Annotated in this window: 11 protein-coding genes; 9 read left to right on the forward strand and 2 right to left on the reverse strand. The window is 74.0% G+C overall.

Features of this window, described 5'->3' with window-relative positions; all coding sequences use genetic code 11:
• The first annotated feature begins 226 nt into the window (after positions 1–226).
• The gene (locus LE181_RS01100) at positions 227–862 is read left to right on the forward strand and encodes a HEAT repeat domain-containing protein (protein ID WP_225658945.1); all 636 of its coding nucleotides are present in this window, start codon (positions 227–229) and stop codon (positions 860–862) included.
• On the opposite strand, the gene LE181_RS01105 is transcribed toward LE181_RS01100, so the two are convergent.
• Entirely contained in the window at positions 832–1,356 is a 525-nt protein-coding gene (locus LE181_RS01105) for a GNAT family N-acetyltransferase (protein ID WP_225658946.1), read from the reverse strand. The genes LE181_RS01100 and LE181_RS01105 overlap by 31 nt on opposite strands.
• A gap of 116 nt (positions 1,357–1,472) precedes the next feature.
• On the opposite strand from LE181_RS01105, the gene LE181_RS01110 reads away from it, so the two are divergent.
• The 7 genes from LE181_RS01110 to LE181_RS01140 all read left to right on the forward strand — a co-directional run bounded on the left by LE181_RS01110 (position 1,473) and on the right by LE181_RS01140 (position 12,303).
• Positions 1,473–1,931, forward strand: a complete 459-nt coding sequence (locus LE181_RS01110; protein ID WP_225658947.1) for an SRPBCC family protein — start codon at positions 1,473–1,475, stop codon at positions 1,929–1,931.
• Positions 1,932–2,135: 204 nt separating this feature from the next.
• Positions 2,136–4,529 (forward strand): MFS transporter, encoded by a 2,394-nt coding sequence (locus LE181_RS01115; RefSeq protein ID WP_372458209.1) that lies wholly within the window; start codon positions 2,136–2,138, stop codon positions 4,527–4,529.
• Between the two features lie 146 nt (positions 4,530–4,675).
• A complete protein-coding gene (locus LE181_RS01120; protein WP_225658948.1) occupies positions 4,676–7,243 on the forward strand; it encodes an ATP-binding SpoIIE family protein phosphatase in 2,568 nt (855 codons plus the stop codon).
• Positions 7,240–7,962 (forward strand): class I SAM-dependent methyltransferase, encoded by a 723-nt coding sequence (locus LE181_RS01125; protein WP_225658949.1) that lies wholly within the window; start codon positions 7,240–7,242, stop codon positions 7,960–7,962. The genes LE181_RS01120 and LE181_RS01125 overlap by 4 nt, the downstream gene beginning before the upstream one ends.
• 141 nt (positions 7,963–8,103) lie before the next feature.
• Complete coding sequence (locus tag LE181_RS01130) at positions 8,104–8,937, forward strand: M55 family metallopeptidase (protein WP_225658950.1); 834 nt, start codon at positions 8,104–8,106, stop codon at positions 8,935–8,937.
• Positions 8,930–10,300, forward strand: coding sequence for a M20/M25/M40 family metallo-hydrolase (locus LE181_RS01135; RefSeq protein ID WP_225658951.1), 1,371 nt, complete (start codon positions 8,930–8,932; stop codon positions 10,298–10,300). The genes LE181_RS01130 and LE181_RS01135 overlap by 8 nt, the downstream gene beginning before the upstream one ends.
• A 5-nt stretch (positions 10,301–10,305) precedes the next feature.
• Positions 10,306–12,303: a prolyl oligopeptidase family serine peptidase gene (locus tag LE181_RS01140; protein WP_225658952.1), complete on the forward strand. Its 1,998-nt coding sequence runs from the start codon at positions 10,306–10,308 to the stop codon at positions 12,301–12,303.
• Positions 12,304–12,806: 503 nt separating this feature from the next.
• Here the strand turns inward: LE181_RS01140 and LE181_RS01145 are convergent.
• Positions 12,807–13,610, reverse strand: a complete 804-nt coding sequence (locus tag LE181_RS01145) for an ABC transporter ATP-binding protein (RefSeq protein WP_225658953.1) — start codon at positions 13,608–13,610, stop codon at positions 12,807–12,809.
• 163 nt (positions 13,611–13,773) lie between these two features.
• Here LE181_RS01145 and LE181_RS01150 point away from each other — a divergent pair, with 163 nt between their 5' ends.
• Complete coding sequence (locus tag LE181_RS01150; RefSeq protein ID WP_225658954.1) at positions 13,774–14,568, forward strand: 2,3-dihydro-2,3-dihydroxybenzoate dehydrogenase; 795 nt, start codon at positions 13,774–13,776, stop codon at positions 14,566–14,568.
• Positions 14,569–14,914: the final 346 nt, after the last annotated feature.

A 14,914-nucleotide genomic window follows, 5' to 3' on the forward strand; every position in this document is an offset into this window, starting at 1 on the left:
GGGGCGACCGCGGAGAGGGAGTTGTGCGACCGGCGGGCCCTGTCCCGGGGCCGTGCCGTACTCGTCAATGCCGAACCGACGTCAACGCTGTGGCATCTGCGTCACCAGAACGCCAGAGCGGGGTACTGCTCTTGCCGGGAGATTAACTCACGGGTAACCAAGAGCGCCAGGGGGTGTGCGGGCGACTTACGATGTGGCCCAGGCCACTCGGGGAGGAGAGCGGAACATGGAAGAGGAATTCCGCGCGCTGCTGAAGCGGGTGCGGGCCGAACTGGTCTCCCCGGCCGAATTCGCGGCGCACGACAAGCTGCTCGCGCTCGTCCGGTCCGACAGCCGCGCCGCCCGCGACCGGCTCGCCGGGGTCCTCGTGGCCCCCGAACAGCCCCTGTGGGCCCGCGAGATCGCCGCCTACGCCCTCGGCACCAAGGGCGACCGCCGCGCCTTCGAGACCCTGATCCTCCTGCTCAACTACCGCGAACCCGTTCGCTGCGCCACCGCCGCCCACGTCCTCGCCCGGCTGCGCGACCCCCGCACCGCCCGCGCCGCGGCCGCCCTCGCCACCAACCCGCTGCGCACCGCCTACGCCCTCTACCCCGTCCGGCTCCTCACCGAGCTGCGCGCCCCCGAGTCCGTTCCCGCCCTGCTGGCCACCCTGGAGCGGCTGCTGGCCGCCCGCGACCACTGCTGGCCGGTCGCCCGCGCCTGCGTCGAGGGCCTGGGCGCCCTCGGCGACCGGCGGGCCGAGGCCACGCTGGTCGCCGCGCGCGAGCACGAACGACTGCGCCCGGCCGCCGTCGCGGCCCTGGCCCGGCTGGCCGGCCGGGGCGGTCCTCACGGCCCGCGGTCCGGCTCCAGCACGTAGCGCACCTCCGGTACGGCGGTGCCGCCGACGTCGCCCGGACGCTCGGCGCCGTCGGGAGCACACCCGGCGCGCTCGTAGAAGAGGCGGGCGCGCACGTTGCCCTTCAGTGCCCACAGCACCATGCGCTCCCAGCCGCGCTCCCGCGCGCCCTCCAGCGCCGCCGCCCACAGGGCGCGGCCGACGCCGGTCCCGATCAGCTCCGGTCGTACGTAGACGGCGTACAACTCGCCCGTCCCGGGCGGCTGGTCGGCATCGCGGCACGGCCCGTAACAGACCCAGCCCACGACGCCGTCCGTCGTCTCGGCCACCGTGTTCACCGCCGGGTCCGTGCCGCTCGCCAGGCGGGCGCGGTGGTGCGCCGCGTCCGCACGTGCGTCCATCGCGTCCAGATGGTGCTGCGGGACCAGCCCCGCGTACGCGTGGCGCCAGCCGGCCACCCGGATCCCGGCCACCGTTTCGATGTCGGCGTCGGCCATCTCCCGTATGTTCACCATGCGCGGAGGCTAACGCCCGGGGCCCAGGATTTGGGCGGTTGTGACGATGGTGGTTGGCTTTGCCCGTACACGCACAACGGCAAACACAGCACTTTTGATCGTCCCGGAGGACTGCCATGGGCCAGGTCGAGGCCACCACCGAGCGGATCGTCGCGGCAGGCGCGGAGGACGTCTTCGACGCCCTCGCGGACTACAGCGGCACCCGCGCCAAGCTGCTGCCCGAGCACTTCAGCGAGTACGAGGTGCGCGAGGGCGGCGACGGCGAGGGCACCGTGGTGCACTGGAAGCTGCAGGCCACCAGCAAGCGCGTCCGCGACTGCCTGCTGGAGGTGTCCGAGCCGTCCACCGGGCAGCTGGTGGAGAAGGACCGCAACTCCTCCATGGTCACCACCTGGACCGTCACCCCGGCCGGCGAGGGCAGCTCCAAGGTCGTCGTCACCAGCACCTGGACGGGCGCGACCGGCATCGGCGGCTTCTTCGAGCGGACCTTCGCCCCCAAGGGCCTCGGCCGCATCTACGACGCCGTGCTCGCCCGGCTCGCCGCCGAGGTGGAGGGCGCACCGAGCGCCGGCTGAGCCACCGGGAGCCGCCCGGGCCGTACCGGTCCGGGCTCACCGGTTCGAGTGGTTTTCACTGTGCCGTACAGGTGCACCGAAACCCCCTCCGACCGGCCGAAAGCCCCTCGTTCGGCGCTCCCAGGCAAATCGTCGCGCTTGCTGGCCGTTGTCGCGTAATGCGAGAAATGGGCGGCAGCGCAGGCGCGACGAGGGGAGCGTTACGTGGGAGGGTCCACCTTCGAGACCACCTTGGAGAAGAGCGACAGGACGCTCGACCTGCCCCCTTCCCCACCTCCTCCCCGCGACGCACAACCCCCGCCCGGGCCCGCCAGGGTGCGCCTGGTCTTCGCCGGGCTCATGCTCACGCTGCTGCTCGCGGCGCTCGACCAGACCGTCGTCGCCACCGCCCTGCCGAAGATCGTCGGTGAACTGCACGGCCTCGACCGGATGTCCTGGGCGGTCACCGCCTACCTGCTGACCTCCACCGTCGTCCTCCCGCTCTACGGCAAGCTGGGCGACCTCTCCGGCCGCAAGACCGCCTTCGTCCTGGCGATCGTCGTCTTCGTCATCGGCTCCGCACTGGCCGGCTGGTCACGCACCATGGACCAGCTCATCGCCTTCCGCGCCGTCCAGGGCGTCGGCGCCGGCGGCCTACTGATCGGCGTTCAGGCGATCATCGCCGACATCGTCCCGCCGCGGCAGCGCGGCCGCTACATGGGCGTCATCAGCGCCGCCTACGGACTCGCCTCGGTCGCGGGCCCCCTCCTCGGCGGCTTCTTCACCGACCACGCCGGCTGGCGCTGGTGCTTCTACCTCAACGTCCCCTTCGGCATCGTCACCCTCGCCGTGGTCGCCACCGCGCTCAAGCTGCCCCGGCCGCCGTGCCGGGCCCGCTTCGACGTCCTCGGCGCCCTGCTGCTCACCGCCGCCTCCACCTGCGTGATCCTGCTGACCACCTGGGGCGGGACCACGTACGAGTGGACCTCCCGTACCATCCTCGGCCTGGGCGCGGGCGCCGTCGGCACCGCGCTGCTCTTCGCGGTCGTCGAGCACTTCGCCGCAGAACCGATCATCCCACCGCACCTCTTCCGTGACCCGGTCTTCACCGTCACCGCGCTCGTCGGCGCCGTCGTCGGCGTCGCCCTCTTCGGCGCCGCCAGCTATCTGCCCACCTTCCTGCAGATGGTCGACGGCGTCGACGCCACCGAGTCCGGAATGCTGATGCTGCCCATGATGGGCGGCATCGTCGTCGCCTCGCTCGTCGCCGGCCACCTCATCAGCCGAACGGGCCATTACAAACTGCTGCCCATCCTCGGCGGAGCGCTCTCCGCCGAGGGCATGTACCTGCTCTCCCACCTCGACGCCCAGACCGGCCGCCTCGTCTACAGCCTCTGGATGGCCATCCTCGGGGTCGGCATCGGCCTCGCCCTGCCGGTCCTCGTGCTGGCCGTGCAGAACTCCGTGCACCCCGCCGACCTCGGCACCGCCACCAGCGCCAACAACTACTTCCGGCAGATCGGCGGCTCGATCGGCGCGGCCGTCTTCGGCACGCTCTTCGCCCACCGCCTCTCCGCCGCCCTGGCCACCGAACTGCCGCCCCGCGCCGGCCTGCCGGCCCCCGACTCCATCACCCCGCAGCTGGTGCACGCCCTGCCCGCACCCCTGCGCGACGGCTACGTCCGGGCCTACGCGGAGGCCATGCCACGGATCTTCCTCTACCTCGTACCGGTGCTCATCGTCGGCTTTTTGCTCGCCTTCCTGCTGAAAGAGAAACCACTGGTGTCCCACCACGCCCCCGAAGCCGCCATTCCGTCCGCACGCGTCGCCCCGCCCGCCGACCCGGCGCCCTTCGTCGCGGGCATCCCCGTGACCGGCGCCGTCCAGCACCACGACGGCACCACCGTCCCCCGCGCCGCCCTCACCCTCATCGACGTCCAGGGCCGCCAGATCGGCCGCGGCGCGAGCGGCGACGACGGACGGTACGCGCTGTCCACGCCCGGCACCGGCTCGTACGTCCTCATCGCCGCCGCCGGCGGCCACCAGCCGCAGGCCGTCACCGTCACCGTCGGCGAGCGGCCCGTCGAGCTCGACGTCGTCCTCGGCGGTGCCGGCCGGCTGGCCGGCACCGTCCGCACCGCCGACGGCACGCCCGTGCGCGAGGCCCTGGTCACCCTCACCAACGTGCACGGCGAGGTCGTCGCCTCCACCCGCACCGGCCCCGAGGGCGGCTACGTCATCGACGAGCTGATCGCCGGCGAGTACACCCTCGCCGCCAGCGCCCCCGCCTTCCGGCCCGCCGCGCTGCCGGTCACCGTCCAGTCCGCCCGCGAGACCCGGCAGGACGTCGAGCTCGCCGGCGGCGCGGTGCTGCGCGGCACGGTGCGGGCCAACGGCGGCCGGCCCGTCGAGGACGCCCGCGTCAGCCTGCTGGACGCCGCCGGCAACGTCGTGGACTCCACCATCACGGGCGCCGACGGGACGTTCCGCTTCGTGGACCTCTCCGCCGGCGAGTACACCGTCGTGGCCGCCGGCTACCCGCCCGTCGCCACCGTCCTGCAGATCGCGGGCGGCGGAAGGACCGAACGGGACCTCCAGTTGGGCCATGCGGACCATTGAACCGGCCGCGCCGCGCGCCCGGCGCCCGGCGCGGCGCCCCGGCGCACCCCGGATTCCGGTAATGGCCCGCGGCCGGTCCGGCCCGGCCTCTACCGTTGGGTAGTGGTGGGGAGATCTTGCGTATGCGTGCGAAGGAGCAACCGCCCATGGACCGTGGCACGTCCGAACCCGTCCCGGCACAGCGGGAAGCCGTCCCCGGGCGCATCCCCCTGGCGGTGGTCGTGGTGGGCTCCTCCGGACTGGTGACCCACTGGAGCAGCGGCGCCCGCAAGCTCTTCGGCGTCGAGCGGACGGACGCCGTCGGCAGGCCCGTCGCCGACCTCATGCCCGTGCACGGCGCCTTGGCCGCAACGGGGGAGGAAGCGGGTGCGGGGGAGTTCGGGGCGGACGGAGGGGACGTCCGGGACGCGTGGGACGCGAACGGGGCCGGCGGGGCGGACGACGCGTGGGCGGTGCCGGACGGGCCGTACGGGGCGGGGGCGTTCGGGCCCGTCGGTTCCGGGGCCGGCTCCGGTGCGGGGGCCGGATCCGTCGGTGGTCCGCCCGTGCCCGGCTACGCGCGGTCCGGTCGTGCCCGGGCCTCCGCCGGGCCGGGCAGTCCGCTCGACGTGCTGTGGTGGGCGTACCCGCTGGCCGGACCCGGGCCGGAGCGGCTGCTCGTCCTCGCCGCCGACGCCGGAAGGCTGCCCGGCTCCGGGGGCGTCCGCCCGGCCTTCGCCCCGCACACCGACCTCCCCGGCGCCGGTGCGCTCGCCGAGCGACTGCCCGACATCCTGCCCGCCATGGGGCCCGTGGCCGGCGGCCGGATCGTCGAGCAGATCCTCGAACTGGGCTACCCCGTCCTGGAGATCAGCCACAGCGAGCGCATCCCCGTCACCCCCGACTGGGGCGTGCCCAGGTACGCCGAGCGCCGGGCCGGGCGCCCGCGCGCCGCGGCCGACGTCCGGGGGCGCGGCGAGCCGGTGCCCGACGACCACGACTTAGCCGGCACCGGTACCGGCCCCGGCAACGGTACGGATCCCGGCATCGATCTCGAACACGCCGCCGTGCGCGAGCGCCTGGAGTTCCTCAACGAGGTCAGCGGCGGCATCGGCACCTCCCTGGACCTGGAGCGGACCATCCGCGAGGTCACCAGCGCGGCCGTGCCCCGCTTCACGGACTTCGCCGGCACCCACCTGCGCGCCGCCGTCCTGGCGGGCGAGGGCTTCCCCGACGGCCCGCCCGACCTCACGACCGTCTGGCACCGCGTCTGGGTCGAGCACAACGACGAGCCGGGCCGCTGGGACGACACGGTGCCGGTCGGCGAGGCCATCGCCTTCCCGGAACGGACACCGTTCTTCCAGTGCATGGTCACCGGCGAACCGGTGCTGATCCCGCGCATCGGCGAGGAGCTGGCCGACCGCATCTCCGGCGAGTTCGAGAAGCGGGATCTGCGGCCCCTCATCAGCGGCCGCTCCATGCTGGTGGTGCCCCTCAAGGCCCGCAACGTGGTGCTCGGCTTCATGGTCCTCATGCGCCGCCCCGGCCGGCAGCCCTTCGACGACATGGACCGCACCACCGGCGCCGAACTCGCCGCGCGTGCCGGGCTCGTCCTCGACAACGCCCGCATGTACACGCACCAGGAGAACGTCGCCGACACCCTCCAGGACAGCATGCTGCCGCAGCTCACCCCGCGCATGGCGGGCTGCGACACCGCCACCCGCTACCTGCCCGGCACCCGCCTGGGCCGGGTCGGCGGCGACTGGTTCGACAGCATCAAGCTCCCCGGCTCGCGCACCGCGCTCGTCGTCGGCGACGTCATGGGCCACGGCCTGAACTCCGCCGCCATGATGGGCCAGCTGCGCACCGCCGTGCAGACGATGGCGGCGCTGGACCTGCCACCGGAGCAGCTCCTGCGCAATCTCGACGGCCTCGCCCAGCGCCTGGGCGAGCACTACCTCGCCACCTGCCTGTACGCGGTGTACGACCCCATCCGCTCCGAGCTGCGCGTCGCCAACGCCGGGCACATCCCGCCGGTGCTCGTCCGGGCGGCGGACGGCCGCAGCCGGCTGCTGGACCTGCCCACCGGGGCGCCGATAGGCGTCGGCGGCGTCCCCTTCGAGGCGGCGACGGTCCCCGTGGCCCCCGGCGACCGGCTGGTGCTGTGCACCGACGGGCTGGTGGAGGTCCGCGGCCAGGACATCGGCACGGGCCTGGCCGCCCTCTGCGAGTCCGCGGCGCACCCGGCCGCGTCCATGGACGACGCGTGCGACACCATCATCCGCGCCCTCAACACGGACGACGGCCGCAAGGACGACGTGGCCCTGCTGATGGCCCGGCTCAACGGCATCCCGCCCGGACACGTGGCCCAGTGGCGGCTGCCCCCGGTGCCGGCCGAGGCGCCGCGCGCCCGCCGCCTGGTCCGCGAGCAGCTGGCCGCGTGGGGCCTGGCGGAGGCCGCGCCGACGGCGGAACTGCTGGTGGGCGAGCTCGTGGGCAATGCCGTGCGCCACGCCCGCACGGACCGGGTGGATCTGCGCCTGGTGCGGACCGACTCCCTGCTCTGCGAGGTCAGCGACGACGACCACACCCTCCCGGCCCTGATGGGCACCGGCCCTGACGATGCGTACGGGCGCGGGCTGCGGGTAGTGAGTGCTCTGGCCAGGGAGTGGGGCTGCAGCCATACGGGAAGGGGGAAAACGGTGTGGTGCGAACAGACGCTGGTGCGCCCATGAGCGTGTCGGAGCGCTACCGGACCGCATGGGAGGGCTTCTGGGGCGCCACCTCCGGGGCACCGGGCGAGGCGATCTGGGATTCGGACCCGGTGCTGACCGACGATCCGTGCCTGGAGCTGCTGGCGCCGCACGCCGACGCCACCCTGCCGGTGGTCGACGTCGGCTGCGGCAACGGCACCCGGACCCGCTGGCTGGCCGGCCGGTTCCCGCGCGCGGTCGGTGTGGACCTCTCCCGCACCGCGGTGGACCTCGCCCGGCGCGCCGACCCGAAGGGTCTCGCGGTGTACGAGCAGCTGGACGTGGTGGACGCCGCCGCGGTCGAGAGCCTGCGCGAACGGCTGGGCGGAGACGGTAACGTTCACATGCGGGGCGTCATCCACCAGTGCGACCCACAGGACCGGGCCCCGGTCGCCGCAGCCGTCGCCCACCTGACCGGCACCCGCGGACGGGCCCTCGTCGTCGAACTGACGCGCGCGGCCGCCGAATCCCTGCACCACCTGACCCAGACCCCCGCCGGCCCGCCGCCCAAGCTCCGGCGTGTCCTGCAACACGACCTACGACCGGCCGACGCACCGGACGGCGAAGTCCCCCGGCTGCTGCGCGCGTCCGGCCTGCAGATCCTCGCAGAGGGCGAAACGACCCTCGCCATGACGGAACACCACCCGGACGGCCGCAGGATCGACCTACCGGGCCACTGGTTCCTGGCGGGGCGCGCTTGAGGCGTTCCGTCCGCTCGGGCAAAGACGTCGGCGGCCCGGCAGGCGGCCCTTGACCCACTCGGTCCAACCCCGAAGCGCCGCCCTCCGCAGTTATCCACAGGCCCTGGTCCGCGTCTGTCCGGACGCGTAACGTGACGGGGCATGAAGATCCTGATCTCCGCGGACATGGAGGGGGCCACCGGCGTCACCTGGCCCGCCGACGTGCTGCCCGGCACGCCGCAGTGGGAGCGGTGCCGGCAGATGTTCACCTCGGATGTGAACGCCGCGATCGCCGGGTTCTTCGACGGCGGCGCCGATGCCGTTCTCGTCAATGAAGCGCACTGGAGCATGCGCAATCTGCTGCTGGAGAAGCTGGACGAGCGGGCCGAGATGCTCACCGGCAAGCACAAGACGCTCGGCATGGTCGAGGGCGTGCAGCACGGCGACGTGGACGGGGTGGCCTTCCTCGGGTATCACGCCGCGGCCGGGGCCGAAGGGGTGCTGGCGCATACCTATCTGGCCAACTCCGTCATCGGCGTCCGGGTGAGCGGCAGGCGCGCCAGCGAGGGATTGCTCAACTCTCTGGTCGTCGCCGAATACGGTGTTCCGGTGGTGCTGGTGACCGGTGACGACCGTACGTGCGAGGATGCCAAGGGCTATGCGCCGCAAGCCCGTTCGGTCGCGGTCAAGGACTATGTGTCGCGGTACGCGGCGGTGTGCCGTGTGCCGGCCCGTACGGCCGCGGACATCCGGGCCGCTGCGAAGGACGCCACCCGGCTCGCGGTGCGGCACGCACCCGTACGGAGCGGACCCTTCACCGTGGAGCTGGAGTTCGACGCCGAGCACCTCGCCGGGGCGGCCACGGCCGTGCCGGGCGTGGAGCAGACCGGCGAGCGTCTGGTCGCCTACACCATGCCGACCATGTACGAGGCAATCCGCTGCTTCAAGGCGGTCACGACCGTCGTGTCGGCGGCGGTGGAGGACCACTATGGCTGATGCGATCAACGGGGGCAGCGGGGGCGGCAGCGGGGGCGTCGACGAACAGGCGCTGGAGGAGGCGGTGCGTTTCACCTCCGACCTCATCCGCATCGACACCACCAACCGCGGTGCCGGCGACTGTCGCGAGCGTCCCGCCGCGGAGTACGTCGCCGAGCGGCTCGCCGACGCCGGCATCGAACCGCTCCTGCTGGAGAAGGAGCCGGGGCGCACCAACGTCGTCGCCCGCATCGCCGGTACGGACCCGGGTGCGCCCGCCCTGCTGCTCCACGGGCACCTCGACGTGGTGCCGGCCGAGCCCGCCGACTGGAGCGTGCACCCCTTCTCGGGCGAGATCCGTGACGGTGTGGTGTGGGGCCGCGGTGCCATCGACATGAAGAACATGGACGCGATGGTCCTGGCGACCGTGCGCGCCTGGGCCCGGGCCGGGGTGCGCCCGCCGCGCGACATCGTGCTGGCCTTCACCGCCGACGAGGAGGACCAGGCCGTCCCCGGCGCGGGATTCCTCGCCGACGAGCACGCCGAGCTGTTCGAGGGGTGCACGGTGGGCATCGGGGAGTCCGGCGCCTACACCTTCCACGCCGACGGGGGCCTGCGCCTCTACCCGGTCGGGGCGGGGGAGCGCGGCTCGGCCTGGCTCAAGCTGACCGCCCACGGCACCGCCGGGCACGGCTCCAAGGTCAACGCCCGCAACGCCGTGGTCAATCTCGCGGCCGCGATCGCCAGGATCGGCGAGCACCGCTGGCCGGTGCGGCTCACCCCGACCGTGTGCGCCGCCCTGCGCGGCATCGCCGCCGCCCAGGAGATCGACGCCGACCCGCAGTCGCCCGGCGTCGACGTGGACGAGCTGCTCGCCAAGCTGGGCAAGGCGGCCGCCCTGGCCGCCGCCACGGTCCGCAACAGCGCCAACCCCACCATGCTGGACGCCGGATACAAGATCAACGTCATTCCGGGGACCGCCGTCGGCTTCGTCGACGGCCGGACCGTGCCGGGCGGCGAGGAGGAGTTCCGCACCACCATGGACCTGCTGACCGGCCCCGACGTCGACTGGGAGGTGTACCACGGGGAGGTCGCGCTGCAGGCGCCGGTCGACGGTCCGGTGTTCGCGCGGATGCGCGCCGCCCTGGAGCACTTCGACCCGGAGGGGCGGGTGGTGCCGTTCTGCATGTCCGGCGGCACGGACGCCAAGCAGTTCTCCCGCCTGGGCATCGTCGGCTACGGCTTCTCGCCGCTCCGGCTGCCGCCCGGCTTCGACTACCAGGCGCTCTTCCACGGCGTCGACGAGCGGGTGCCCGTCGAGGCGCTGCACTTCGGTGTCCGCGTGCTCGACCATTTCCTGATGGACCGGTTTGAGGAGGCGTAGCAATCATGGTGTCCACGGAGCCCTACGGAGCCTGGCAGTCCCCCATCGACGCGGCCCTCGCCGCGGCGCACGACGGCAGGCCCGAGTTCGTGGGCACGGTCGGTGACGAGGTGTGGTGGCTCGCCCCGCGCCCCGCCGAGCACGGCCGGACGACCCTGGTCCGGCGTCGGCCCGACGGAGCCGAGGCCGTGGCCCTGCCCGAGCCGTGGAACGTCCGCAGCCGGGTGCTGGAGTACGGCGGCAGCCCGTGGGCGGCCGTGCCCCGGGCGGACGGCGGGCCGCTGGTGGTCTTCGTCCACTTCGCCGACCAGCGGCTGTACGCCTGGGAGCCGGACGGGGCGGCCGGCGCCGCGCCCCGGCCGCTGACGCCGTGCTCGGCGGTGGGCGGCGGGCTGCGCTGGGCCGATCCGGTGCTGCTGCCGGAGCGCGGGGAAGTGTGGTGCGTGCTGGAGGAGTTCACGGGCGAGGGCCCGCAGGACGTGCGCCGGGTCATCGCCGCCGTGCCGCTGGACGGCTCCGCCGCCGGTGACCGGTCCGCGGTGCGGGAGTTGAGCGACGACCGCCACCGCTTCGTCACCGGGCCCCGGCTCTCCCACGACGGCCGGCGCGCCGCGTGGATCGCCTGGGACCATCCCCGCATGCCGTGGGACGGATCGGAGCTGAAGGTCGCCGACGTCACGGCCGAGGGGGCGGGCGCCCGGTTCTCCGGCGCCCGGACGGTCATGGGCGGCGCCGAGGAGGCGGTCGCCCAGGTGGAGTGGGCCCCGGACGGCCGGCTGCTGGCGGTCACCGACCGCACCGGCTGGTGGAACCTGCACCGCCTCGACGTCGACACCGGCCGGATCGTCAACCTTTGCCGTCGCGAGGAGGAGTTCGGCGGCCCGCTGTGGCGGGTCGGGCAGCGCTGGTTCGTCCCGCTGGCCGCCGGCACGGTCGCCGTCGTGCACGGCCGCGGCGCCCAGACGCTGGGGATACTCGACCCCGAGACCGGGGAGCTGGTGGACGCCGCCGGGCCGTGGACGGAGTGGGCCCCGACGCTGGCGGCGAGCGGCACCCGGGTCCTCGGGGTCGCCGCGAGCCCGCGCAGCGCGTACGAGGTGGTCGAGCTCGACACCTGTACGGGCCGGGCCCGTGCCGTCGGCGCCCGGCACCAGGACACGGTGGACCCGGCCTACTACCCCGAGCCGCTCATCCGCACCTTCACCGGCCCGGACGGCAGGGACATCCACGCCCACGTCTATCCGCCGCACAGCCCCGACCACACGGCGCCCGCCGACGAGCTGCCGCCGTTCGTCATATGGGCGCACGGCGGTCCCACCGGCCGTTCGCCGCTGGTGCTCGACCTGGAGGTCGCCTACTTCACCTCGCGGGGCATAGGCGTGGCCCAGGTCAACTACGGCGGCTCCGCCGGCTACGGGCGCGAGTACCGCGAGCGGCTGCGGGGGCGGTGGGGGATCGTGGACGTCGAGGACTGCGCGGTCGTGGCCGAGGCGCTCGCCGCGGAGGGCACCGCCGACCGCGGCCGGCTGGCGATCCGGGGCGGCAGCGCGGGCGGCTGGACCACGGCGGTCTCGCTCGCCTCCACCGGCGTGTACGCCTGCGGTGCCATCAGCTATCCCGTGCTGGACCTGGCGACCTGGGCCGACGGCGGCACCCACGACTTCGAGTCCCACTACCTGGAGACGCTGGTCGGCCCGTTCACCGACGTCCCCGACCGTTACCGCGAACGGTCCCCGATGGGCCGGGTGGACCGCATATCGGCGGCCTTCGTGCTCCTGCAGGGCCTGGACGACCCGATCTGCCCGGCCGTGCAGAGCGAGCGGTTCGTGGCGGCGATGGCCGGCCGGGGAGTGCCGCACGCCTACCTCGCCTTCGAGGGCGAGGGCCACGGCTTCCGCCGCGCGGAATCGGTGGCCAGGGCGCTGGAGGCGGAGCTCTCCCTCTACGCCCAGACGTTCGGCATGGACGTGCCGGGCATACCGGTCTTGGCTCTCGCCAAGTGACGGCCGACGGCCGCCGGGCCGGGGGCGGGGCATGGGTGTGGCGCGACGGCCGGCAGTCCGCCCGCGCACTGTGGTTGGGTGCTTCGGCCGCACGCCCGGCCGCACGCCCGGCCGGGTGCTTCGGCACGACGGCCTGCCAGGCCGGCCGGGCGTTCCGACACGGTGGCCCGCAAGACGGGCCTCGCGCGCCGGCCGGGCCCCGGCAGGACGGCCCGGCACCTGACGCGGCAGCGGATCGATCCTGCGCGCCAACCGGGCACGTCGGCTCCGCGCGGCAGCCGGGTGATTCGGCGCGACGGCCGGATTCGCGGCCCGGCAGGCCGGCCGCGCGCTGGCTGTGTGTCCGGGCCCGCACGCCGGCCCCGCGCTGGCTGTGTGTCCGGGCCCGCACGCCGGCCCCGCGCTTCGGCCCCGCGCCATGGCCGCGTGCCCCGGCGGTGACGGCCCGCCGGGCGTGGTTCGGGGTGCCGGCCGGAGGGTGACGCGTGCCGGTCTCCTGGCGGCTATGCCGCCGAGGCGGGGGCTGTGGTTGTCGTGCGGGGTGCGGGGACCACCACGGGGGAGCCGTCGCCGGGTGCGGAGAGGATGTCGGCCTCGATGCCGTAGAGCTCGCGCACGAGCGCCGCGTCGACGACCTCGCGCGAGGGGCCGTGCGCGACGATCCGGCCGTCGCGCAGGGCGACGACGGTGTCCGCGTAGCGGGCCGCGCTCGCCAGGTCGTGCAGCACCATCACCACGGTGCGGCCCGTCGCCGCCACCTCGCGCACGAGCTCCAGCACGTCCACGGCGTGCCCGAGGTCGAGGGCGCTCGTCGGCTCGTCCAGCAGCACGATGGGCGTCTCCTGCGCCAGGACCATGGCCAGCCAGCAGCGCTGGCGCTGGCCGCCGGAGAGCTGGTCGAGGCGGCGCCCGGCCAGCTCCGTGGTGCCGGTGGCCCGCAGCGCGGACTCGACGGCCCGTTCGTCCTCGCGCGACCACTGCCGGAAGAGGCCCTGATGCGGGTGGCGTCCGTAGCGGACGAGCCCCGCGACGGTCACCGCCTCGGGGGCCTGCGGTGACTGGGGGAGGAGGGCGATCCGGTGCGCCGCCCTGCGCGGGGTGAGGGCCCAGACGTCGGCGTCGCCGATCCGGACGGTGCCGGACTCGGGCTGGTGCAGCCGGGCGATCGCGCGCAACAGGGTGGACTTTCCACAGCCGTTGGGGCCCACGACGGCGACGACCTGGCCCTCGGGGACGACGAGGTCCACGCCGTGCACGACCGGGCGGCCCGGGTATCCGGCGGTGAGCTGTTCGACGACAAGGCGCATGAGGTTAGCCTAACCTAACGACCGGCTTCGGTTTCTCGGGCGTTTTCCCTCGCCCTCCTGGATTTTGACGACCCGCCGCACTCGCCACCCGCATGTTCGCTTGCACGTCAATTCCCTCGGCCGGGTCGGTCATGTAAGGTAAGCCTTACCTAATTCGAACGGAATGGGGGAAACCGCCGTGGAGCAGTCCGAACTCGCCGGCCGGACCGCGTTGGTCACCGGCGCCGGACAAGGCATAGGCGAGGCCGTGACCCGCGCCCTCGTCGCACGAGGGGCGCGCGTCGCGGCCGTCGACGCGGCACCGGACGGCATCGAGAAGCTCGCCGCGGAATTCGGGGCCGACGTGCTGGCCCATTACGCCGCCGACGTCTCCGACGGCAAAGCCGTCGAAGCCGTCGTCGACGACGTGGAACGCACCTTCGGCCCGCTCGACATCCTCGTCAACGTCGCCGGAGTGCTGCGTACTTCACCGGTCGTCGAGATCTCCGACGAGGACTGGGAGCGCACCTTCGCCGTCAACTCCACCGGCGTCTTCAATGCCTCCCGGGCCGCCGCCCGCCGCATGGGCGAGCGGCGCAGCGGATGCATCGTCACCGTCGGCTCCAACGCCGCCGGCGTGCCGCGCACGAGCATGGCCGCGTACGCCGCCTCGAAGGCCGCCGCGACGATGTTCACCAAATGCCTCGGGCTCGAACTCGCCCGCAGCGGCGTACGGTGCAACGTCGTCTCGCCGGGCTCGACCGACACGGCGATGCAGCGCTCGCTCTGGCCCGACGAGCAGGCGCCCGCCCGCGTCATCGACGGCGACCCCGCCTCGTACCGCGTCGGCATCCCGCTCGGCCGCATCGCCGACCCCTCGGACGTCGCCGACGCGGTCCTCTTCCTGGTCTCCGACCGCGCCCGGCACATCACGATGCACGACCTCTACGTCGACGGCGGCGCCACCCTGCGCGCCTGACGACTCGTCAAGTTTGTTCTTCCGGCGGTGTCCTGGCCGTGGCGCCTCCGCCGGCGTGCCCGGCCCCCTTGCGCCAGCACCCACCGGCCCGGTCGGCCGATCACCTCGGGTCGCCGCTCTATCTGATGCTACGTCAGACGCTGCTGCCCATCACGTCCCTCCCGAGGCCGGGACGGGTCCGCCCCGGACCGGGGACAGGCCCCCTCCTCGTCCCCGTCGTCAACCCCCACCACCCACCCGGTGCGACCCACCGGGGGAACGGAGCAGCAGGTGACCACGGTTCACCACGTCGCCGGCCGGCCCAGCGAATCCGGCGTCCGCCCGGACGGGCGGCCCGCAGCGCAGG

Source organism: Streptomyces sichuanensis (assembly GCF_020328095.1).
Classification (GTDB): domain Bacteria; phylum Actinomycetota; class Actinomycetes; order Streptomycetales; family Streptomycetaceae; genus Streptomyces; species Streptomyces cinnamoneus.